Source organism: Sphingomonas jinjuensis, from assembly GCF_014197105.1.
Taxonomy (GTDB): domain Bacteria; phylum Pseudomonadota; class Alphaproteobacteria; order Sphingomonadales; family Sphingomonadaceae; genus Sphingomonas; species Sphingomonas jinjuensis.
The window spans coordinates 58,804-80,615 of the sequence record NZ_JACIEV010000002.1; the positions used below are offsets into that span (position 1 = coordinate 58,804).

At 66.2% G+C, this 21,812-nt stretch carries 25 protein-coding genes; 14 read left to right on the forward strand and 11 right to left on the reverse strand.

Annotation, left to right across the window (positions count from 1 at the left end):
• Positions 1-127: 127 nt before the first annotated feature.
• Positions 128-3,643: a DNA polymerase III subunit alpha gene (gene dnaE / locus GGQ80_RS03515; protein WP_183982524.1), complete on the reverse strand. Its 3,516-nt coding sequence runs from the start codon at positions 3,641-3,643 to the stop codon at positions 128-130.
• Between the two features lie 55 nt (positions 3,644-3,698).
• Here dnaE and GGQ80_RS03520 point away from each other — a divergent pair, with 55 nt between their 5' ends.
• Complete coding sequence (locus GGQ80_RS03520; RefSeq protein WP_343050809.1) at positions 3,699-4,325, forward strand: HdeD family acid-resistance protein; 627 nt, start codon at positions 3,699-3,701, stop codon at positions 4,323-4,325.
• Here GGQ80_RS03520 and GGQ80_RS03525 read toward each other — a convergent pair whose 3' ends face one another.
• From GGQ80_RS03525 to GGQ80_RS03545, 5 genes are all read right to left on the reverse strand, one after another.
• The gene (locus GGQ80_RS03525; RefSeq protein ID WP_183982526.1) at positions 4,326-4,805 is read right to left on the reverse strand and encodes a glutathione peroxidase; all 480 of its coding nucleotides are present in this window, start codon (positions 4,803-4,805) and stop codon (positions 4,326-4,328) included.
• On the reverse strand, positions 4,802-5,395 hold the full coding sequence (locus tag GGQ80_RS03530) for a GNAT family N-acetyltransferase (protein ID WP_343050810.1): 594 nt from the start codon (positions 5,393-5,395) through the stop codon (positions 4,802-4,804). Before GGQ80_RS03530 ends, GGQ80_RS03525 begins: the two co-directional genes overlap by 4 nt.
• The gene (locus GGQ80_RS03535) at positions 5,392-6,066 is read right to left on the reverse strand and encodes an ABC transporter ATP-binding protein (RefSeq protein WP_183982527.1); all 675 of its coding nucleotides are present in this window, start codon (positions 6,064-6,066) and stop codon (positions 5,392-5,394) included. The genes GGQ80_RS03530 and GGQ80_RS03535 overlap by 4 nt, the downstream gene beginning before the upstream one ends.
• The gene (locus tag GGQ80_RS03540; RefSeq protein WP_183982926.1) at positions 6,059-7,285 is read right to left on the reverse strand and encodes a lipoprotein-releasing ABC transporter permease subunit; all 1,227 of its coding nucleotides are present in this window, start codon (positions 7,283-7,285) and stop codon (positions 6,059-6,061) included. The genes GGQ80_RS03535 and GGQ80_RS03540 overlap by 8 nt, the downstream gene beginning before the upstream one ends.
• 425 nt (positions 7,286-7,710) lie before the next feature.
• Complete coding sequence (locus tag GGQ80_RS03545) at positions 7,711-10,143, reverse strand: TonB-dependent receptor (RefSeq protein WP_183982528.1); 2,433 nt, start codon at positions 10,141-10,143, stop codon at positions 7,711-7,713.
• A gap of 250 nt (positions 10,144-10,393) precedes the next feature.
• On the opposite strand from GGQ80_RS03545, the gene GGQ80_RS03550 reads away from it, so the two are divergent.
• Entirely contained in the window at positions 10,394-10,861 is a 468-nt protein-coding gene (locus GGQ80_RS03550) for an Hsp20 family protein (RefSeq protein WP_183982529.1), read from the forward strand.
• Positions 10,862-11,092: 231 nt separating this feature from the next.
• Here GGQ80_RS03550 and pyrG read toward each other — a convergent pair whose 3' ends face one another.
• The 3 genes from pyrG to GGQ80_RS03565 all read right to left on the reverse strand — a co-directional run bounded on the left by pyrG (position 11,093) and on the right by GGQ80_RS03565 (position 13,874).
• Positions 11,093-12,727, reverse strand: coding sequence for a CTP synthase (gene pyrG / locus GGQ80_RS03555; protein ID WP_183982530.1), 1,635 nt, complete (start codon positions 12,725-12,727; stop codon positions 11,093-11,095).
• Between the two features lie 86 nt (positions 12,728-12,813).
• The gene (gene secG, locus GGQ80_RS03560; protein ID WP_183982531.1) at positions 12,814-13,209 is read right to left on the reverse strand and encodes a preprotein translocase subunit SecG; all 396 of its coding nucleotides are present in this window, start codon (positions 13,207-13,209) and stop codon (positions 12,814-12,816) included.
• Between the two features lie 71 nt (positions 13,210-13,280).
• Complete coding sequence (locus tag GGQ80_RS03565) at positions 13,281-13,874, reverse strand: DUF924 family protein (RefSeq protein ID WP_183982532.1); 594 nt, start codon at positions 13,872-13,874, stop codon at positions 13,281-13,283.
• Here GGQ80_RS03565 and mtaB point away from each other — a divergent pair.
• From mtaB to GGQ80_RS03580, 3 genes are read left to right on the forward strand one after another with little or no spacing between them, the layout of a single operon-like run.
• Positions 13,873-15,201 (forward strand): tRNA (N(6)-L-threonylcarbamoyladenosine(37)-C(2))-methylthiotransferase MtaB, encoded by a 1,329-nt coding sequence (gene mtaB, locus GGQ80_RS03570; protein WP_183982533.1) that lies wholly within the window; start codon positions 13,873-13,875, stop codon positions 15,199-15,201. The genes GGQ80_RS03565 and mtaB overlap by 2 nt on opposite strands.
• Entirely contained in the window at positions 15,198-16,133 is a 936-nt protein-coding gene (gene ftsY, locus GGQ80_RS03575) for a signal recognition particle-docking protein FtsY (RefSeq protein WP_183982534.1), read from the forward strand. Before mtaB ends, ftsY begins: the two co-directional genes overlap by 4 nt.
• Positions 16,134-16,162: 29 nt before the next feature.
• The gene (locus GGQ80_RS03580; protein ID WP_183982927.1) at positions 16,163-16,807 is read left to right on the forward strand and encodes an inner membrane-spanning protein YciB; all 645 of its coding nucleotides are present in this window, start codon (positions 16,163-16,165) and stop codon (positions 16,805-16,807) included.
• Positions 16,808-16,850: 43 nt separating this feature from the next.
• Here the strand turns inward: GGQ80_RS03580 and GGQ80_RS03585 are convergent, their stop codons facing one another.
• Together GGQ80_RS03585 and pspF are read right to left on the reverse strand one after the other, a co-directional pair.
• Positions 16,851-17,465, reverse strand: coding sequence for a superoxide dismutase (locus GGQ80_RS03585; protein WP_183982535.1), 615 nt, complete (start codon positions 17,463-17,465; stop codon positions 16,851-16,853).
• Between the two features lie 97 nt (positions 17,466-17,562).
• On the reverse strand, positions 17,563-18,600 hold the full coding sequence (pspF, locus tag GGQ80_RS03590; protein ID WP_183982536.1) for a phage shock protein operon transcriptional activator: 1,038 nt from the start codon (positions 18,598-18,600) through the stop codon (positions 17,563-17,565).
• A gap of 178 nt (positions 18,601-18,778) precedes the next feature.
• Here pspF and GGQ80_RS03595 point away from each other — a divergent pair, with 178 nt between their 5' ends.
• From GGQ80_RS03595 to GGQ80_RS03635, 9 genes are all read left to right on the forward strand, one after another.
• On the forward strand, positions 18,779-18,922 hold the full coding sequence (locus GGQ80_RS03595; protein ID WP_183982537.1) for a hypothetical protein: 144 nt from the start codon (positions 18,779-18,781) through the stop codon (positions 18,920-18,922).
• Positions 18,923-18,990: 68 nt separating this feature from the next.
• Positions 18,991-19,656 carry a phage shock protein PspA gene (gene pspA, locus GGQ80_RS03600; RefSeq protein ID WP_183982538.1) on the forward strand — a complete coding sequence of 222 codons (666 nt, stop codon included), beginning with the start codon at positions 18,991-18,993 and terminating at the stop codon, positions 19,654-19,656.
• Between the two features lie 4 nt (positions 19,657-19,660).
• The gene (gene pspB / locus GGQ80_RS03605; protein WP_183982539.1) at positions 19,661-19,915 is read left to right on the forward strand and encodes an envelope stress response membrane protein PspB; all 255 of its coding nucleotides are present in this window, start codon (positions 19,661-19,663) and stop codon (positions 19,913-19,915) included.
• Position 19,916: 1 nt separating this feature from the next.
• Positions 19,917-20,303, forward strand: a complete 387-nt coding sequence (gene pspC, locus GGQ80_RS03610) for an envelope stress response membrane protein PspC (RefSeq protein ID WP_183982540.1) — start codon at positions 19,917-19,919, stop codon at positions 20,301-20,303.
• 31 nt (positions 20,304-20,334) lie between these two features.
• On the forward strand, positions 20,335-20,622 hold the full coding sequence (locus tag GGQ80_RS03615) for a hypothetical protein (RefSeq protein ID WP_183982541.1): 288 nt from the start codon (positions 20,335-20,337) through the stop codon (positions 20,620-20,622).
• A gap of 31 nt (positions 20,623-20,653) precedes the next feature.
• Positions 20,654-20,962: a hypothetical protein gene (locus tag GGQ80_RS03620; RefSeq protein WP_246346844.1), complete on the forward strand. Its 309-nt coding sequence runs from the start codon at positions 20,654-20,656 to the stop codon at positions 20,960-20,962.
• A gap of 11 nt (positions 20,963-20,973) precedes the next feature.
• On the forward strand, positions 20,974-21,273 hold the full coding sequence (locus tag GGQ80_RS03625) for a hypothetical protein (RefSeq protein WP_246346845.1): 300 nt from the start codon (positions 20,974-20,976) through the stop codon (positions 21,271-21,273).
• Between the two features lie 23 nt (positions 21,274-21,296).
• Positions 21,297-21,545 (forward strand): hypothetical protein, encoded by a 249-nt coding sequence (locus GGQ80_RS03630; protein ID WP_246346846.1) that lies wholly within the window; start codon positions 21,297-21,299, stop codon positions 21,543-21,545.
• 14 nt (positions 21,546-21,559) lie between these two features.
• Complete coding sequence (locus GGQ80_RS03635) at positions 21,560-21,796, forward strand: hypothetical protein (RefSeq protein ID WP_183982542.1); 237 nt, start codon at positions 21,560-21,562, stop codon at positions 21,794-21,796.
• Positions 21,797-21,812 lie beyond the last annotated feature (16 nt).

The window sequence follows — 21,812 nt, forward strand, 5'->3', positions numbered from 1 at the left end:
CTGTCGAGAACCGTTCGAGGAAGATCGTCATCCTGAGCTTGTCTCAGGATCTCAAGCCACAAGCCCGACGGCGGTAAGATGCTGAAACAAGTTCAGCATGACGAAGGAGGTGAGGTACCGACAGGCGTCACCCCACCAGTTTCAACCGCGTCTCCGACGACTTCAGCTCGACCTTGCCGACCCCCGGCAGCTCCTCGATCCGCGATACCAGTTCCGCATCGAGCAGGAAGTCGCGCCCGAGCAACAGCCGCGCCTCGCCCCCCTCCAGCATCACCCTGGCGCGCACCTCGCCGCGGGCACCGCGATGATCCGCCAGCATCCGCGCCAGGGCGGCAAAGCCGACCGGATCGGCGATCTCCACCTCGACGACGAACCGCGCCATCGATGCGAGCGCCTCGAACGGCTGCAACCGCTTCACCGACACCCGCGGCGTCTCCTCACCCGGGCGCCGATCCAGCTCCACCGTCGCCAGCCCGCAGCCGCCGATCCGCGCGGCGTCCTCCAGGTCCTTGGCGACCGAATCGTCGAAGCAGGTCGCGATGAACTGCCCGCTCGCATCCGACAGCGTCGCCATCATGTAGCGCTTGCCGCGCGCCGATGTCCGCCAGCGCGCATCCTCGACCAGCACCGCCATCGTCGCGCCGATGCGGTTGCCGTCGTCGGGGATAACCAGGTCCGACAGTGAGACGTAGCTGCGCGCGCCGTGCGCCTGCGCGATATGCCGGTGCCGGTCGACCGGATGTGCCGAGAAATAGAAGCCGAATGCCTCCTTCTCCTGCTCCATCCGCGTCGTCAGGTTCCAGTGGGCATTCTGCGGCAACTTGATGTCGTCGCCGGCATGGCTCTCGCCGCCGAACAGCCCGCCCTGCCCGCTCGTCCGCTGATCGTGCTGCCGCGCCGCCACCGCCAGGATCGTCTCGGCAACCGCATGGACGCCCGCACGGTTGGCATCGATCGTATCGAACGCACCTCCCGCGGCCAACGTCTCCAACTGCCGCTTGTTGAGCAGCCGCGGATCGACGCGATGCGCCAGATCGTCGAGGCTCGTGAACGGCCCGTTCGCCTGCCGCTCGGCGACCAGCTTCTCCATCGCCCCCTCGCCGACCGACTTCAGCGCGGCGAGCGCATAGCGCACCGCCAGCCCGTCCTCGGTCTGCTCGACGTCGAACTCCGCCTCGCTCTTGTTGATGTCCGGCCCACACAGCGCCACGCCCAGCCGCCGCGCGTCATCGACGAAGATCGCGAGCTTGTCGGTCAGCGCCATGTCATAGCACATCGACGCGGCGAAGAATTCGTGCGGGTGGTGCGCCTTCAGCCACGCCGTCTGGTACGCCAGCAGCGCATAGGCCGCCGCGTGGCTCTTGTTGAAGCCATAGCCGGCGAATTTGTCGATCAAATCGAACAGCTGGTTCGCATAGTCCTTGCCGATGCCGTTATGCTTGGCGCAGCCCTCGACGAAGGTCGCGCGCTGCGCGTCCATCTCCGCCTTGATCTTCTTGCCCATCGCGCGGCGCAGCAGGTCGGCGCCGCCGAGCGAATAGCCCGCCAGCACCTGCGCGGCCTGCATCACCTGCTCCTGATAGACGAAGATCCCATAGGTCTCCTTCAGGATCGGCTCGAGCAGCGGGTGCGGATAAGTGAGCTCTTCCGTCCCCTGCTTGCGGCGTCCGAAGCTCGGGATATTGTCCATCGGGCCCGGTCGGTACAGCGACACGAGCGCGATGATGTCGCCGAAGTTGGTCGGGCGCACCGCGCTCAGCGTCCGCCGCATCCCTTCCGATTCCAGCTGGAACACGCCGACCGTGTCGCCCTTCTGGAGCAGCTTGTAGACCTCGGCATCGTCCCACGACAGCGCCGCGAGATCGACGCTGATCCCGCGCTTGGCCAGCAGTTGCACCGCCTTCTGCAGGACCGACAGCGTCTTGAGGCCGAGAAAGTCGAACTTCACCAGCCCGGCGCCCTCGACATATTTCATGTCGAACTGGGTCACCGGCATGTCCGATCGCGGATCGCGATACAGCGGCACCAGCTGCGCCAGCGGCCGATCGCCGATCACCACGCCCGCGGCGTGCGTCGACGAGTGGCGCGGCAGGCCCTCCAGCTTGGTCGCCAGGTCGAGCAGCCGGCGGACCTGATTGTCGTTGGCATATTCCTTCGCCAACTCGGGTACGCCGTTCAGCGCCCGCTTCAGGTCCCAGGGATCGGTCGGGTGGTTGGGCACCAGCTTGGCGAGGCGATCGACCTGGCCATAGCTCATCTGCAGCACGCGACCGGTGTCCTTCAGCACCGCACGCGCCTTCAGCTTACCGAAGGTGATGATCTGCGCCACCTGGTCGCGGCCGTATTTCTCCTGGACATAGCGGATGACCTCGCCACGCCTGGTTTCGCAGAAATCAATGTCGAAGTCGGGCATCGACACGCGCTCGGGATTCAGGAACCGCTCGAACAGCAGCCCCAGCGCCAGCGGGTCGAGATCGGTGATCGTCAGCGCCCAGGCGACGACCGAGCCTGCGCCCGAACCACGCCCTGGTCCCACGGGAATGTCGTGGTCCTTCGCCCATTTGATGAAGTCCGCGACGATCAGGAAGTAACCGGGGAAGCCCATCTGGACGATGACGTCGACCTCGAACGTGAGGCGTTCCCAGTATGGCTTGGTCCAGTCGCCCTCGCCGCCCGCATCGGTCGGCGGCCAGGGCTTGCCCTCAAGCTGCGCGATCCATTTCAGCCGCGCCTCCAGCCCGGCTGTGGCATCGCGCCGCAGCATCTCCGCCTCGCCCGCCAGATCGCCCGCCAGCGTCGGCAGGATCGGCTTGCGACTCGGCGCCATCACCGCGCAGCGCTGAGCGACGACCAGCGTATTCGCGATCGCCTCCGGCAGATCGGCGAACATCGCCTTCATCGCGTCTGCCGGCTTCAGCCACGCATCGGGGCAGGTGCGCGGCCGATCCTCGGTCTCGACATAGGTCGAATGCGCGATGCACAGCATCGCATCGTGCGCATCGCCGAACTCCGCTTCGGCGAAGCAGCAGGGATTGGTCGCCACCAGCGGCAGATCGCGCGCATAGGCGAGGTCGATCAGCGCATCCTCCGCCGCCTCCTCGATCGCGTTGCCGCGCCGCGACAATTCGACGTACAACCGATCGCCGAACAGCGCCTGCAACCGATCGACATAGGCCGCAGCCCGCGCCGGCTGGCCTTCCTCGAACAACCGCGCCACCGCCCCCTCGCCGCCCGCCGTCAGCGCGATCAGCCCGTTCGTGCGCCCCGCCAGCGCATCGAAGGTGACATGGGCGTTCCACTCGATCGGGCGATCGAGGTGGGCCATCGACACTAGCGCGCACAGATTGTCGTAACCCGCCGCCTCCTGCGCATAGAGCGCGATCCAGTCGAGCACCGGGATCGCGCCCTCGGGCATGTCGGGGCGGGCCACGCACAGCATCGTGCCGATGATCGGCTGCACCCCGTCCTTCTTGGCCGCATCGCTGAACGCCATCGCGGCGTAGAGGCCGTTGCGATCGGTCAGCGCCGCGGCCGGGAAGCGATGATCCTTCGCGGCCTTGGCGATCGCCTTCGGCTCGATCGCGCCGTCGAGCATCGTGTAGGACGAGAAGATACGGAGGGGAACGAAGCCCGAATGCGTCATGCCCCGAAGTAGCGCGCCCCACGTGATTCGACCAGTCGGGCGCGCGGAACCGGCGGTGGATAACCTCGTTCCCGAGAAGAACGAAGGAAACCGATCCATCACCGACCTGCGCGACACCGCCCGCGGCCTCGCTGCCCCAACTGCGCCTGCCGGCAATGGCTGGGGCTGGCTGATGGCCTACGGCATCCTCTGCGTCCTGCTAGGGCTAGGCGCCTTCATCTGGCCGTTCGCTGCGACACTGGCGGCGACGCTGGTCATCGGCGCCTTCTTCATCGCGTCGGGCGTGGTCTCGCTCGGCGTTGGCATCTTCGGCAAGGTGGCGGAGGGGCGCGGCTATGCGATCCTGTTCGGCGCGATGTCGCTCGCCATCGGCCTCGTCATGGCGTTCGAACCGACCACGGGAGCGCTGTCGATCACGCTGCTCGTCGCGATCTGGCTGGCGCTGCGCGGTATCCTCGAAATCGCGCTCGGCGCCCGAATGCGCCGTGGCAAGGCGCTGATGATCGTGCTCGGCGTCGTCAACATCCTGCTCGCGATCTACGTCATCGCGACGCTCGGTGTCACCGGGCTCGTCCTGCCGGGCTTCATCCTCGGCATCAGCTTCCTGTTCAGCGGCGTCGTATCGATCGTCTCCGCGGCCCACCACCGGAAGGGCGCGCAGGCGTTCGCCCTTCCCTCCTAGCTACAGCAACGCCTCGATATCCGCCGCCAGATCGTCCGGCTTCGTCGTCGGGGCATAGCGCCGCACCGTCCGCCCGTCGCGGTCGACTAGAAACTTGGTGAAGTTCCACTTCACTGCCTTCGACCCCATCAGCCCCGGCGCATCCGCCTTCAGCCGCTCGAACAGCGGATCGGCATCGCCGCCGTTCACGTCGATCTTGGCGAAGACGGGAAAGGTCACGTCATAGGTCAGCGTGCAGAAATTGGCGATCTCCGCCGCTTCGCCCGGCTCCTGCGCCCCGAACTGGTTGCAGGGAAACGCCAGCACCTCAAATCCTTGGCTGCCGAAGCGCCGGTGCAGCGCCTCCAGCCCCTCATATTGCGGCGTGAACCCGCATTTGGACGCGGTGTTGACGATCAGCAACACCTTGCCGCGGTAGGCCTCCAGCGGGGCATCGCTGCCATCCGCAGCCTTGACGGTGAAGTCGGTGATCGTGCTCATCCATGCCTCGCCAGTAGATAGTGAAGGTTCGCCCGCACCCCCGGCCATTCGCGGTCGAGGATCGAATAGACCACCGAGTCGCGCAGCCGTCCGTCGGCCGCGACCTGATGCCCGCGCAGCACGCCGTCCTTCTTCGCCCCCAGCCGCTCTATGGCGGCCTGGCTCCGCAGATTGAGCGCATCGGTGCGGATCTGCACGCACTGGCAGTCGAGCACGTCGAAGGCGTGAGTCAGCAGCATCAGCTTCGCCTCGGTATTCACGCCGGTCCGCTGCACCGCCTTGGCGTAGAAGGTCCCGCCAATCTCCAGCCGCCGATGCGCCGGCGCCATCCGCATGTATCGCGTCGTACCGACGACGTTCCCGTCGGGCGTCTCGACGGCGAACAGCAACGCGCGCCCGAAATCCTGCTCAGCCGATGCCGCCGCCCACCATCGCTCCGGCGCCTTGAGCTGCGACACATTGGCATAGAACAAGTCCCACAGGTCACCCGCCCGCGCGACCTCGACCAGCGCGGGAACATCGGCCTCGACCAGCGGGCGCAAGGTGACATGGCGGCCGGTCAAGGTGGGCACCGTCCGCCAGCCGCTCACGCCAGCGTTCCCTCGTGAAGCCTCACCACGCGATCCATCCGCTGCGCCAGCCGCTCGTTATGCGTCGCGATCAGCGCTGCCGAGCCCTCGCCGCGGACCAGCCGCAGGAATTCGGCCAGCACCACGTCGGCGGTCGTTTCGTCCAGATTGCCGGTCGGCTCGTCCGCCAGCACCAGTGCCGGGCGGTTGGCGAGTGCGCGCGCCACCGCCACCCGCTGCTGCTCGCCGCCCGACAGCTGGCTCGGCCGATGCGTCAGCCGGTGCCCCAGCCCCAGCGTCGTCAGCAGGCCGCGCGCCCGCTCCTCGGCCGCGGCCCGTTCGGCGCCATGGATCATCTGAGGCAGCACGACATTCTCGGTCGCGTTGAAGTCGGGCAGCAGGTGGTGGAACTGATAGACGAAGCCCAACCGGTCGCGCCGCACCACGGTGCGGCCATGCGCATCGAGCTTCGCCGCCTCGACGCCCATGATGCGGATCGAGCCGACGAAGCCGCCCTCCAGCAGGCCGACCGCCTGAAGCAGCGTCGATTTGCCCGAACCCGACGGCCCCAGCAGCGCGACGATCTCGCCGGGCGCTACCGTCAGATCGACGCCGCGCAGCACCTCGATCGTCTCGTCGCCTTGCTTGAAGCTACGCGCGAGACCCTGGGTCGCCAGCACCGCGCTATTCATAACGCAGCACCTGGACCGGATCGGTGCTCGCCGCCTTCCACGCGGGGTACAGAGTCGCCAGGAAGCTGAACACCAGCGCCATCAGCGCGATCACCACCACCTCGACCGGATCGGTCTTCGACGGCAGCTCGGTGAGGTAACGGATCGACGGATCCCACAGGTTCTGCCCCGTCACCGCCTGGACGACGTTCACCACGCCCTGGCGATAGAACAGGAAGACGAAGCCCAGGATCACCCCGGCAAGGGTCCCCAGCGCGCCGATCGTCGTGCCGACGGTCATGAAGATACGCATCATCCCCGCGCGCGTCGCGCCCATCGTCCGCAGGATCGCGATGTCGCGCGTCTTGGCGCGCACCAGCATGATCAGCGACGACAGGATGTTGAACACCGCCACCAGGATGATGATCGACAGCACGGTGAACATCGCCACCCGCTCCACCGCCAGCGCCTCGAACAGCGAGGCATTCATCGTCCGCCAGTCACTGACGACCGCGAACCCGCCGACCTTGTCGGCCAGCGGCTTCAGGATCGGCCCGACCTTATCGGCGTCGACGGTCTGAAGCTCGATCATGCCGACGTCGTCGCCCATCAGCAGCAGCGTCTGCGCATCCTCGATCGGCATGATCACATAGGCTTTGTCGTAATCGTAGATGCCGATCTCGAAGATCGCGCCGACCGTATAGCTGACGATCCGCGGCACGGTGCCGAACGGCGTCGTCTGCCCTTGCGGGCTGATCATTGAAATCTCGCTGCCGACCGTCGCGCCCAGCGCCTCGGCGAGTCGACTGCCGATCGCGACTCGACCAGCGCCGGGCCTGATGCTGGTGAGCGTGCCCATCACGATCTTGCCGCCCAGCGTCTTGTTGCTGCGCAGATCCTCGACGCGCATCCCGCGCACCATCACGCCCTCGACCCGGCCGTTATAGCTCGCCATCAACGGCTGATCGATCAGCGGGACCGCGCTGGTGACACCCGGCGTTGCCTTCGCCTGCGCCACAACATCGCGCCAATTTGGCAGTCGACCACCGATCCCCTGCACCACGGCATGGCCATTGGTGCCGACGATCTTGTCGAACATCTCGGCACGAAAGCCGTTCATCACGCTCATCACGATGATTAGCGCGGCGACGCCGAGCATCACCGCCACGAGGCTGATCGACGCGACCAGGAAGATGAACGCCTCGCCCTTGCCCGGCAGCAAATAGCGGCGGGCAATCATGCGTTCGTAGCGGGATAGGAAAAGAGCGCGCATCGGCATGCCAGCCTCTAGGGGGGCGCATGGGGTTGCGCAACGCATTGTTGCCAAATTCACACAGCGCGGAACCAATCGCCGGCGGCATGCCACATTGGCGATGACAAACGCCGAACCTGCGCTTAGCAAAACAATCACTGAGACACAGCCGAGGCCGTGGTTCGGGGAAATTGCTGAGGAGGAACGCAGCGATAACGCGCGACTTCCAAAGCTTAGGGGGCTGACGATTTTCCATCGTCACGCAGGCGCCCGGATCGGCAACGGTCCGGGCGTTTGCCGTTTCTATACTCCTGTTATCGACAACGAAGCCGGACAGGCGCGGGAGCTTCCAATTCGCGCGCCCGTCCGGCTCCCCCTCTTAACAATCGATATGATGTCGCGGCTGAACCGCGTCAGAACGACTTGCCGATGGTGATGCCATAGGTGCGCGGATCGCCGACGTTGCCCGCGATCAGCCCGGTGTTGCCCGGCGTCGTCGCTAATACCTCGTAATAGTGCGCATCGAACAGGTTGCGCGCCCAGCCGAAGACGTTGAGTCCCGAGTCGGTGCGGAAGCCGGCGCGTACGTTCGTCAGCGTGTACCCGCCGATGTCGGTATAGATCGACCGCGAGGCATTGGACGAGAATTTGCTGCGCGTGTTGGCATCGACGCCCAGATACGCTTCGCCGTCCTGCCCCAGCACCTTGGCCGGCAGATTATATTCACCACCATAGGAGAAGGCGACGCGCGAGATCCCCGGCAGCCACTGGCCGGAGATATCGCATACGACCGGGCTGTTGGTCCCCGGCTGGCCCGGCGCTCCGATCGTCGGGTTGGCCGCGGTCGGCGTCGATCCGCCCGACAATTCCGGCGGGCACGGAGCGTTCTTGAAATCGACGTAGCGGCCGTCGGTGAAGGCGCCGTTGACGTAGAGGTTGAACCGCTCGCTCGGCCGGATCGAGAAATCGGCCTCCGCACCCCTCACCCGCACCTCGCCCGCATTCGCCAGATAGCCGCGCAGCGTCGAGGTTGAGCTGTTGTTCACCACCGCCTGGTAATCGTGGATGATCGTCCAGAAGCCGGTGACGTTCAGCGTCACGCGCCGATCCCAGAACTGCGTCTTCGCACCCAGCTCGAGATGGTCGACCTTCTCGGGCGCGATCTGGGCCAGCTGCGTCTGCACGACCCCGTTCACCACCGGCACGCCGTTGAGGTTGAGCCCGCCCGATTTGAAGCTGTGCGCATAGGTCGCGTAGAGGAGTGCGTCGCGCGACGGCTTGTACGATCCGGTCACGTCATAGCTGACGTTCCACGCCCGATACGTCTCGTCGGTGAACGCCTGCGGCTGGATTGCATCGCGCTGCGCCGCCTGGCGCGCCGTCCCGCCGCTGTACGGCACCAGATTGCCTTGGGCGTCACGGACGATGCTGACGTAGCTGCCGACCTTGTCGTCATAGTTCAGCCGGACGCCGGGCGACACGGTGAAGCGATCGCCGACCTTCCAATTGAGCTTGCCGAACAGCGCGCCGGAAAAATTCTTGAGCCGGATGTCGTTGTTCGCGGTCAGCCCGTCGAGCACCGACGGATCGCTCGCCAGCGCGCTCGACGGATTGATCAGCCAGCGACTCGCGGCAGCACCCTGCTGCTGGACGCCGGTAGTATGGATGTCCTGGTAGAAGCCGAACGCGCCCAGCACATAGTCGAAGCTCTTGCCCTCACCGGCATATCTAAATTCCTGCGTATATTGGTTCTGGCGAGTCGGATTGTTCGACTTTGTCGTGATCGGCAGACCAGTGAAATCGCGATCGTTGGACGGCAGCCAATGCCAGAATCGAAATGCCGTCACCGACGTCAGCGTGCCCGATCCCAACTGCGCTTCGCCGCGCAGCGAAACCCCGCCAAGCTCGTTCTTCGCGCGCAGCGACGCATCCAGATCCGTAAGCCGATCGAACGCGTTGCGACTGGGCGGGGCATAGTTCAACGCCCGCGACAGCGCGTCGTACTGGCGGTTGAGCGGCCGCTGCGTCGATCCCACCCGCACGAAGATCTGTGCGCAGCAATTGGGGTCCTGCCGGCTATAGTCGCCCGACAGCGTCAGGTTCAGCGTATCCGTCGCCCGCCACAGGATCGCGGTGCGCAGGCCGAGGTTGTCCTGCGAATTGACGTAGCTCTTGCTCGCGACGTTGTAGATCGTGCCGCGCCGATCGGTGCTCGTCAGCCCCAGGCGGATCGCGATATTGTCGGTCAGCGGCCCCGAGATCGACGCCTTCGCCTGCTTGAAGTCGAGGTTGCCGACGCTCACCTCGGCACGCCCGTCGAAGGTGAAGCTGGGCGCCTTGCTAGTGATGTTGATCGCGCCGGCGACGGTGTTCTTGCCGTACAGCGTGCCCTGCGGCCCGCGCAGCGTCTCGATCTGCTGGACGTCGAGGAAGTCGAGTGTCGCGACCGCGACGCGGCTCAGATACACCTGGTCGATATAGACGCCGACGCCCTGCTCGATCCCGTCGTTGGTCAGTCCCAGCGGTGCGCCGAGCCCGCGGATGTTGACCGACGAGTTGCGCGGATTGGTCGAATAGAATTGCAAGGTCGGCTGTAGCTGTTGCAACCGCGCGATGTTGAAGCTGCCGGTGTTGTCCAGCTCCTTCACGCCCACGACCGAAATCGGGATCGGCACGTTCTGCGCCTGCTCCGACCGCCGCCGCGCCGTGACGACGACGTCGCCGGCAACGGACCTGCGCTGCAGTTCCTCCTCCGCCGGCGTTTTCTGCGGCGGGGCCGGAACGGTCACCCCGGCGCCCGGCGAAGCGGCTTGCATGGCGAACAGGATCGCGAGTGTCGGCGTCATTGATGGGTCTCCCTGAACCTCTTGACACCGAAACTCCATCAATGCGGTGGGAGAACAATGCGGCTTGAACTTGGGACCGGGAAAGCGCGGCTATGCGGCTGCCGATTTTCCGCCGATCGACCCTCTTGAACGCACGATCGATCGCCCCAAATCCGGGTCCTGCGGTGCTGCTTGACGGACCGCAGACGGCGACGCTGCCACGCTGGCGGGCGCCGGAACCCACATCATGACGCTCAATGGAGGTTTTGATATGCGACTCGACCTGACCCCGTACCGCCGCTCGACCATCGGCTTCGACCGGCTGTTCGACCTTCTCGAGAACAACGCGCGCGGCGCGTCGGCCGAGAACTACCCCCCCTTCAATCTCGAGCGGATCGCCGACGACCGCTATCGCATCACCCTGGCGGTGGCCGGCTTCAGCCGCGACGAGATCGAGATCACCGCTCAGCAGAACCTGCTGCTGGTGACCGGCAAGAAGGATGAGCGCGGCAACGCGAACTTCCTCCACGTCGGCATCGCCAACCGCTCGTTCGAGCGGCGCTTCGAGCTCGCCGACTTCGTGTTCGTCGAGGACGCGCGGCTCAACGACGGACTGCTGGTGATCGACCTGGTCCGCGAGGTGCCCGAGGCAATGAAGCCCAAGACCATCGCGATCAAGACCGGCGCGCCCCTCGCTGCGGTCGAGAACAAGACTGAGGACGAGGCGAAGGCCGCCTGACCCGCTCGGCGTCTGTCGCTCCCTTTTCCAGACGCCGTGGGGCGCCCGGGCCGAACGGTCCGGGCGCTTTCTTTTGCAGGAAAGCTGCCGATGATCGTCACCAGCCCCCAAGCCGTCACGCTCAACTAATTTCAGCGTCTTCGCGTAACTCGGACGACGCTCGCCGCCTCATGGAGATGCTGAGCCTAGTTCAGCATGACGAACGCGGCAGATCGCGGGCCTACCAGTTTTCTACACCAGCCGGCTCTGCCTCACCGCCGCGCCGATGAAGCTTGCGAACAGCGGGTGCGGGTCGAACGGCTTGCTCTTCAGCTCGGGATGGAACTGGACGCCGACGAACCACGGGTGATCCGGCCGCTCGACGATTTCGGGCAACGTGCCGTCGGGCGACATGCCGCTGAACACCAGCCCGCCCTTCTCCAGCGCTTCCTGATAGCCGGTGTTCACCTCGTAGCGATGGCGATGCCGCTCGCTGATCGAGGTCGAGCCGTAGATCGCTGACACCACGCTGTTGCCGTCGAGCTTCGCCTCATAGGCACCGAGCCGCATCGTGCCGCCCATGTCACCTTCGGCGGCGCGCTTCTCGAGCCCGCCGCGGCCCATCCATTCGGTGATCAGGCCGACGACCGGTTCCTCGGTCGGTCCGAACTCGGTGGACGAGGCATCCTTGATCCCGGCCAGGTCGCGCGCACCCTCGACGCAGGCCATCTGCATTCCGAAGCAAATGCCGAAATAGGGGATCTCGCGCTCACGGGCGAAGCGCACCGCGGCGATCTTGCCCTCCGCACCGCGCTCGCCGAACGCACCCGGCACCAGGATGGCGTCGCACGGCTCGAGATGGGCGGCGATGTCGCCGTCCTCCTGCTCGAACAGCTCGGCGTCGATCCAGCGGACGTTGACCTTCACCCGGTTGGCGATGCCGCCATGAACCAGCGCCTCGTTGAGCGACTTGTACGCGTCCTGCAGCCCGACGTACTTGCCGACGACGCCGACCGTCACTTCGCCCTCGGGATTGGTCAGCCGGTCGACGATTTCGACCCAGCGCGACAGGTCCGGCGCCGACGACGGTACGATGCCGAAGGCACGTAGCACCTCGGCATCCAGGCCCTCGCCATGATATTGCAGCGGCACCGCATAGATGCTCTTCGCGTCAAGTGCCGGGATCACCGCCGTCTCGGGCACGTTGCAGAACAGCGCGATCTTCGCCCGCTCGCTCGCCGGCAGCGGCTGCTCGCAGCGGCAGACGAGCACGTCGGGCTGAACCCCCAGCGCCGCCAGCTCGCGCACCGAGTGTTGCGTCGGCTTGGTCTTCAGCTCGCCCGCTGCCGCGATATACGGCACCAGCGTGACGTGGATCGAGATCGCGTTGGCGCGCCCCTCCTCGTTACGCAGCTGGCGAATCGCCTCGATGAACGGCAGCGACTCGATATCGCCCACCGTCCCGCCGATCTCGCACAGCACGAAGTCGAGGTCGTCGGTTTCGGCCCGCGCGAACGCCTTGATCGCGTCGGTGACGTGCGGGATCACCTGCACCGTCGCCCCCAGATAGTCGCCACGCCGCTCGCGCTCGATGATCGTCTTGTAGATCCGGCCGGACGTGACGTTGTCCGACTGACGGCTCGCGACGCCCGTGAAGCGCTCGTAGTGCCCCAGATCCAGGTCCGTTTCCGCCCCGTCGTCGGTGACGTAGACCTCGCCGTGTTGATAGGGGCTCATCGTGCCCGGATCGACGTTCAGATAGGGATCGAACTTGCGGATCCGCACGCGATAGCCGCGCGCCTGGAGGAGAGCCGCAAGAGAGGCCGCCATGAGGCCCTTGCCGAGCGACGAGACCACGCCGCCGGTGATGAAGATATACCGCGCCATGGGAGGAATCGCCTAGCTTGGATTGGACACGCGCGACAAGCACCCGCGTGAAGCTCGCGGGCGCGTCGCCAGGATTTTGCGGTGGATTACTGCGCCAGCGGAACGGCGTTGTTCGACGCCGGTGCGGTCGCGTTTCGATTCGCCTGGTCGGCGACGTTGGTCGATGCGCCGCCGAACGGCGTGTCGTTGGCGGCCGGCGGCGTCTGCGGCTGGGCCACCGGCGCCGTGCGGGCCAGCGAGGTGTCGATGGTCTGCGTCCGCCGCGTCGCGGCATAGACCGCCAGGACGATCGACAGCGCGACGAACAGTGTCGCGAGCGTCGCGGTCGCCCGCGTCAGGAAGTCGGCGGCACCACGCGCCGACATCAGCCCCGACGGGCTACCGCCCATGCCGAGCCCGCCGCCTTCCGACCGCTGCATGAGAATCACCGTCACGAGCGCGGCGGCGATGATGGCATGGACGACGAGCAGGAAGGCGAACATGAAAGGTCCTGGCAGTGCAGCGAAGGCGCGCACATAGGCGACCCGTCCCGCGCGATCAATGGCGGCTCAGATCACCAGCCGCCGTCATTGTCGTCGAGCCACACTTGCTCCTCCGACGTGGTCCGCCGGCCCAGCGCCGCATTACGCCCCGGAAAGCGGCCGAAACGCTCGAACACGTCCCGATGCGATCGAGCGAAGGCGGCGTTCTCCTCGATCCCCAGCTTCTCGAATTCCTCGACCGACATCGCCTGCAGCGGCCCGTCCTCGGCGTGCATCAGCGGCATCAGCAGGAACACCCGGCGTTCGCGCGCCAGGTGCTGGTCGTAGCCGTGCGTCAGCGCCTCCAGCGTGAGCGCCGCGGCCAGGTCGTCCGCCGCGAACGCCGCCGCCGACCCGCGGTGGATGTTGCGCGAAAACTGGTCGAGCAGTATGATCGCCGCCAGCATCGTGTCGGGATGGTCGCGCCAGCCGGCCGCCGCCGTCGCCAGCACGCGATCGCGCAGTGCCCCGAACCGCTCGCCGATCTCGGCATCGAGGGCGGCATCCTTTTCGAAATGCTGCTTGGCGTCCAGCCCGAACCAGAAGTCGAGCACACGCGCCGCCTCGCTGCGAATGGCTGCGTCGTCGTGGACTTGAGGCTCGCCTGTCCCTAGATCGCCGCTCATGTCCCCGTCCTCCCAGCCAGAGGTCATCACCCTCGGTTGCCGCCTCAACATCGCCGAGAGCGAAACGATCCGCGCGCTCCTCGCGGGGCGCGACGCGGTGGTGGTGAACAGCTGCGCGGTGACCAATGCCGCGGTCAAGGCGACGCGCAGCGCCATCCGTCGCGCGCGCAAGGCTCGCCCCGGTGCCGAACTGATAGTGACCGGCTGCGCTGCCCAGATCGATCCGGTCGCCTTTGCCGCGATGCCAGAGGTCGATCGCGTCGTCGGCAATGCCGACAAGCTCTCGCCCGCCGCCTGGGCACCCGATGCGCCGCCGATCGTCGTCGGCGACGTGATGCGCCTGACCGACACCGCACCCCACCTCGCCGACAGCTTCGCCGGCCACGCCCGCGCCTTCGTCGAGGTGCAGAACGGTTGCGACCATCGCTGCACCTTCTGCGCCATTCCCTTCGGCCGCGGCGCCAGCCGCTCGGCGCCGGCAGGCGCGGTGGTCGAGCGCATCGCCGCACTGGTCGACGCCGGCCACCGCGAGGTGGTGCTGACCGGCGTCGACCTGACCAGCTATGGCCAGCATCTGCCCGGTGCGCCGACGCTCGGCACGCTGGTCGAACGGATCCTGCGCCACGTTCCCCGGCTCGAACGACTGCGGCTCTCGTCGCTCGACTCGATCGAGATCGACGATCGGCTGTTCGACCTCGTCACCGGCGAGCCGCGCGTGATGCCGCACCTCCATCTGTCGTTCCAGTCGGGCAGCGACCTCATCCTCAAGCGGATGAAGCGTCGCCACAACCGTGCGCAGGCGGTGGCGATGGTCGAACGTCTCAAGGCCGCGCGGCCGGACATCGCGATCGGCGCCGACCTGATCGCCGGCTTTCCCACCGAGGACGAGGGCATGGCCGCCGACACGCTCGCGCTGCTCGACGATGCCGACATCGTCCACGCGCATATCTTCCCATACTCCCCCCGCGCCGGCACCCCCGCCGCCCGCATGCCGCAGGTCGCACCCGACATCCGCCGTACCCGTGCCGACCGCCTCCGCACCCGCGCCGCGACACGCAAGGCTGCGTGGCTCGCGTCGCAGGTCGGCAGCACCCAACACGTCCTGTTGGAGCAGCCTGGCGATCGTGGTCACGCTCCGCATTTCGCGGAGGTGCGGTTCTCGACCTTCCCCTCCCCCGTTCGTGCTGACCTTGTCGAAGCACATGTCCCGAGTACCCCGCCCGGGGCGCGCCCTTCGACAGGCTCGGGGCGAACGGGAATAGGGTTGATAGCCCCCATCCACATCACCGCCGCCACGGCGACCCATCTCATCGGAACCCTTGCATGAGCACCACCCCTACCTGGCACGAGCGACTGCTCGGCGGGCTTCGCAAGACATCCGACCGGCTCGTCGGCAATCTCGCGGGGCTTGGCGGCGCGCGGCTCGACGACGCGACGCTCGACGACATCGAGGAAGCACTGATCGCCTCCGATCTCGGTCCCGAAACCGCGGGCAAGATCCGCGCCCGCCTCGCCGAGGGCACGTTCGAGCGCGACATGGAGGATCTCGGTATCCGCCTCGTCGTCGCCGAGGAAGTGGAGAAGGCGCTTCAGCGCGTCGCCACCCCGCTAGAGGTCGACGCCTTTCCGCGGCCGCAGGTGATCCTCGTCATCGGTGTCAACGGCTCCGGCAAGACGACCACCATCGCCAAGCTCGCCCATCTGCTGATGGAGCAGGACTATTCGGTGATGCTGGCGGCGGGCGACACCTTCCGCGCCGCCGCGATCGGCCAGCTTGCGACCTGGGCGGACCGGGTGGGCGTGCCGATCATCCGCGGGCCCGAAGGCGGCGACGCTGCCGGCGTCGTCTGGGACGCCGTCAAGCAGGCGACCGCGACCGGCATCGACGTCCTGATCGTCGACACTGCCGGACGCCTCCAGAACAAGCGCGAGCTGATGGACGAGCTGGCCAAGATCCGCCGCGTCCTCGGCCGCCTCAACCCCGAAGCGCCGCACGACGTCGTCCTCGTCCTCGACGCGACGACGGGCCAGAACGCGCTCAGCCAGATCGAGGTGTTCAAGGAGGTGGCCGGCGTCACCGGCCTCGTCATGACCAAGCTCGACGGCACCGCGCGCGGCGGCGTCCTCGTCGCGGCGGCCGAGAAGTTCGGCCTGCCCATTCACGCGATCGGCGTCGGCGAGGGCATGACCGACCTGCGCCCCTTCGACGCCAACGAGGTCAGCCGTATCATCGCCGGTGTCGAGGGAGCGCGGAAGTGACCCAGGACAAATCCTCCCCCGGCCTGTCGATGGCGATCGACTACGCCCCGCTCGTCGTCTTCTTCGCGGTCAACTTCCTTCTCCCCCCGCCGCTGGCGATGACGATCGTCGCCTCGCTGACCTCGTCGCTCAACGACATGGACCGCCTCGCCGCGATCGTCGTCGCGCGGGTCATCGTCGCCACCGCAGCCTTCGTCGTCGCCACCGTGGCCGCGATGATCGTGTCGAAGGTGAAGCTCGGTCGCATCTCGCCGATGCTGTGGATCTCGGGCGGGCTGGTCGTCGTGTTCGGAGGGCTGACGCTCTATTTCCACGATCCCCGCTTCATCCAGATGAAGCCGACCTTCGTCTACACGATTTTCGCCGGGGTTCTGGCGATCGGCCTCGCCACCAACAGGCCGCTGCTGCAGGGCCTGCTCGGCGCCGCCTATCCGGGACTGACGGCGGAAGGCTGGGGCAAGCTGACGCGCAACTGGGCGATCTTCTTCGCGCTGATGGCGCTGCTCAACGAGGCGGTGTGGCGATCGACATCGTGGAACTTCTGGGTCGGGTTCAAGCTGTGGGGTGCGATCCCGCTCACCCTCCTGTTCGCCGTCGCCAACCTGCCGATGCTGATGCGCCACGGCCTGAAAATGGAAGAGGATGCCGTCACCGACATCCCCCCCGAAGGCTGATTGATCCAGCGTCGCCGGGCGTTCCCGGGACGCTGGCGGCCCCTTACTTCGCCGCCGCGTCGAAGCGCTTGCCGACCTCGTCCCAGTTCACGACGTCCCACCACGCCTTCAGATAGCCGGGGCGGTCGTTCATGTAGGTCAGATAGTAGGCGTGCTCCCACACGTCGTTGCCCAGGATCGGCGTGCCCTTCTCCTTGGCGTCGTCCATCAGCGGGTTGTCCTGGTTCGGGGTCGACGTCACCTTCAACACGCCCGACTCGTCGACGATCACCCACGCCCAGCCCGAACCGAACTGGCCCGCGCCCTTGGTGTTGAAGTCTTCCTTCAGCTTGTCGAGCCCGCCATAGGCGTCGATCGCCTCGGCCAGCTTGCCCGACGGGCCGCTCGACGAACCCTTCTTGCCCATGATCTTCCAGAAGAAATCATGGTTCCAGTAACCGCCGCCGTTGTTGCGCACGAGCGGCGGCTGCGACGAGATCATGCCCAGGATGTCCTCGATCGACTTGCCCTGCAGCGCGGCGTCCTTCTCGACCGCCTCGTTCAGCTTGTCGGTGTACGCCTTATGATGCTTGTCGTGATGGAAATGCATCGTCTCCTTGCTGATGACGGGCTCCAGCGCGTCATAGTCGTACGGTAGCGGCGGCAGTTCGAAAGCCATCTTCCATCTCCGAAAAAGGGAACGCGTGGGCAAACGCCCGTCGCGTCCAAATGGCTCCGGCCGGCTCGTTGCGCAAGCGTAAGGAGGCGGCGGTCCGTTATCCCCCGGCGTTGATGAGATCGTGCCGTCGCAACGCATGGCGAAGCTGGTCGTAGGTCAGCCCCAGCGCCTCCGCCGTCGAACGCTGGTTGAACCGGTTTTCCGCCAGCGCCCGTGCCAGCAACTCGCGCTCGAACCGGGCCACGCGCGACTTGAAATCCGATGGCCCGGCCTCGCATGCCGCGATCGGCGCATCTTCCGGGATAGGGGTGGCGTCCGCCGGCGTGGCGGTCGACGCGCGTCGTCCACCGGACTGTTGCGGTCGATACGGCGACTGGAACGGATCGATCTCGATCGAATCGATCGGCCCCGCGCCCTCCCAGCGATAGACCGCCCGTTCGACCACGTTGCGCAGTTCGCGCACGTTGCCCGGCCAGCGATAGTTGGTCAGCGTGTCGAGCGCCATCGCCCCGAACCCCGGCCAGCGTTCCCACCCGATCTCCGATGCCATCCGTCGCCCGAAATGATCGGCCAGCACGACGATATCGCCTGCCCGTGCACGCAGCGGCGGCAGCGTCACGACCTCGAACGACAATCGATCGAGCAGATCGGCGCGAAACTCACCGGCGTCGACCTTGTCGGGCAAATGCTCGTTGGTCGCCGCCACGATGCGGACGTCGACGCGCATCGGCCGCGACGAGCCGATCCGCGTCACCTCGCCATATTCCACCGCGCGCAGCAGCCGGTCCTGCGCCGCCATCGACAGCGTCCCTAGCTCGTCGAGGAACAGCGTGCCGCCATCGGCTTCCTCGAATCGCCCCGTCCGCGCCTTGGAAGCGCCGGTGAAGGCACCCGCCTCATGACCGAACAGCTCCGCCTCGATCAGCGTCTCGGGTAGCGCCGCACAGTTCATCACGACCAGCGGCTGGTCCCAGCGTGGGCTCAGGCGGTGGAGACGCTCGGCGACCAGTTCCTTGCCGGTCCCGCGCTCGCCGATCACCAGCACCGGCCGGTCGAGCGCCGCCGCCCGGCTCGCCCGTTCCAGCGCATCCAAAAAGGCCCCCGCCTGGCCGATGACTTGGCTCGTTCGCTCCATGGCGAATGTCTGGCGCAGGACACCAATGATTGGCAACCCGCAACGTGGCGTCTTGCAGAAATAAGACAGCAAACTGGCAGATTTCTGCCGTTTTCGAAACTGGCACGGTGGATGCAATATCCTTGGCATACCGCCCCAACGGCGGATCACAAGGTTTCAGAGACGAGGAGCTTCCACCATGTTCGCCAACCGCTTGGGCCACACCGCCGCCGCCGTTTTCTGCACGATCCTGTTCAGCGCCACGTGCGTGCTGGGCGCGGTCGGACCGGCAACGACGCACGGCAGCCAGGCCGCCGTTATGGTCGAGCGCGCTTCGGCGTAATCGGCTATACCGGGGTGGGCTTTCTTTCCCTCGCTCACCCCGGACCAGTTTCAGGAGCACCGATACCGATGGGCATTTTCTCCCGCACCCGCGACATCGTCGCCGCCAACTTCGCCGACCTCATCGAAAAGGCGGAAGATCCGGCGAAGATGATCCGGATGATCATCCTGGAGATGGAAGAGACGCTGGTCGAGGTTCGCGCCTCCGCCGCGCGGACCATCGCCGATCAGAAGGAGATGCGTCGCCATATCAGCAAGCTGGAGCAGCTCCACGACAGCTGGACCGAAAAGGCCGAGCTGGCGCTGAGCAAGAACCGCGAGGATCTGGCGAAGGCCGCCCTCGTCGAGCGCCAGAAGGCGGGCGACATGGTCGAGCAGCTGAAGATCGAGGTGCAGGTGCTCGACGACGCGCTGCGCGCCAGCGAAGAGGACATCGCCAAGCTCCAGAAGAAACTCGGCGAGGCCCGCGCCCGCCAGGCCAACGTGCAGACCCGCCTCGAAAGCGCCAACAACCGCTTCCGCCTGCGCGAGATGTACGCCGGTGCCAAGACGCAGGACGCCTTCAGCCGCTTCGACGTGCTGGAACGCCGCGTCGACGACGCCGAGGGTCGCGCCGAGGCGATGGGGCTGGGCACCGTCAAGACGCTCGACGACGAAATCGCCGAGCTGCGCGCCAGCGACAAGGTCGATGCCGAGCTTGCCGCGCTCAAGGCCAAGATGAACCGGGAGGGCTGAGACGATGGAAACCGTACTGATCTGCGCCTTCCTCTTCGTCGGCCTGCCCTGGGTCATCATGCACTATGTTACCAAGTGGCGGCAGGCGCCGAAGATCACCGAGGAGGACGAGCGGATGCTCGACGAGATGTACAATCTCGCCCGCCGCCTCGAGGATCGCGTCAACACCGTCGAGCGCATCGTCGCCGCCGACAATCCCGACTGGCAGCCGGGCCTCAACGCCCCCCAGTCGAACTATCAGATCGAACGGAGGAACTAAGATGTCTTCGTCAGGGAGCCGCACCAAATTCTACCTGGATAAGCAGGACGGCAAGTGGAAGGGCGTGTGCGCCGGCATCGCGGACTATACCGGGGTCGACGCATTGTGGATCCGCCTGGGCGTCGCCGGCATGACGCTGATCGCCCAGCAGTGGTGGATCGTCGTCGCCTACATGGTCGTCGCCTGGGTCGCCGAGGACAAGCCGAACGACCTCTACGTCACCGGCGAGGACGCGAAGTTCTGGCAGGGCGTGCGCACCAACACCAAGCGCTCGACCGCCGAGGTGCGCAGCAAGTTCCGCGACATCGACCGCCGCCTCGCCGACATCGAGCTTCACTACACCAGCCGCAACAAGCAGCTGGCCGACGAGATCGACAGCCTGCGCTGAAACGATCTCGGGGGAGAGAGGGGTAACGACAATGAGCCAATTGGGTTTGATGATCCCGATCGTCGCGATCGCGATCGGTCCGGTTTGCTGGGTCGCCAACAACTGGATCCGTGCCCGTCACGGCCACGAGCTGGAACGGTTCGAAGGCGAGTTCGAGAAGCGCGACAAGGAAACGGGTCGTACCGTGGCGCTGCTGACGAACCAGAACGAAAAGCTGAACGGTCAGGTCAGCCGCCTGGAAGAGCGGATCGCGGTCCTCGAGCGGATCGTCACCGATCCCGCCGATCGCACCGCCCGCGCGATCGACCAGCTGCGCTGATCGCCACCGGCAGACAAAGAGGACACATCCCATGGAATCCTGGCAAGGACCTGGTTTCGTCATCGCCATCATCGCGATCGTGATGCTGGGCAAGATCATCAACAACTATATCCGCGTCCGTCACGGCTACTCGCCGGAAGAACTGAACCGTCGGGGCTTCCGCGGTCGATCGGATAGCAACCTCGACGCGGAACGCCGTGTCACGCTGCTCACCAACGAAAACGAGCGGCTCAACGGCCAGGTCAGCCGCCTCGAAGAGCGGATCACGGTCCTCGAGCGGATCGCCACCGATCCCGCCGAGCGTACCGCCCGCGAAATCGACGCGCTGCGCGATCGCTGAGGAGAGACGAGATGTTGTTCGAACTCCTACGAGAATTCAACGGCTTCACCATCTTCATGCTTGCCTTCGTGGTGGTCGGCCTTCCCGTCATCCTCGGCGTCGGCAGCGAGATCTTCAAGCGCTGGCTGAAGCACAAGGAATTCATGGCCGGCGCGCTCAACGCCCAGGCCGCCGAGAAGGCCGCGCAGTACGCGGCGCAGAACGAGCGGCTGGAGCAGCGGGTGCGCGTGTTGGAGCGGATCGCGACCGACAAGGGCGCTGACCTCTCCGACGAGATCGAGCGGCTGCGCGACCAGCGCAGCGTCAACTGAACCCATAGCGAAGCGAGCATCCCATGCCCTTCACCGTCGCCTTCATGGTCGTGTCGATCGTCCTGATCTCGATGATCGGGAAGGTCCTGACCGCCCGCTACCGAGCCCTTGGCGAGCAGCAGCATCGAACTGTCGAGAGTGCCGACACGATGCGGCTGCGCGAGGAGGTACGCAACATGCGCGAGCGCATCCAGGTGCTCGAGCGGGTCATCACCGACAATCACCAGAGCACCGACCTCGATCGCGAGATCGAGCGGCTGCGCGACCGCTGAGAGGAGGCGGGAAGATGAACGACGCAAATGTCTATGTGACGCTGGCGCTGAGCGGCCTCGCCGGACTTGGCATGGTGGTGACCGGATGCCTCGCCGGCTGGCGCGGCTGGCTGGCGCTCAAGCGCACCGAGCTGGAACAGTGCCACGACCAGGCGATGCCGACGCCTACCGCCGGCGCACGGATCGAGATCGCCGACCTCAAGGAACGCATCCGCAAGCTCGAGGCGATCGCCGCCGGGGTGGACCTGTAACGCGCCACCCGGTAGC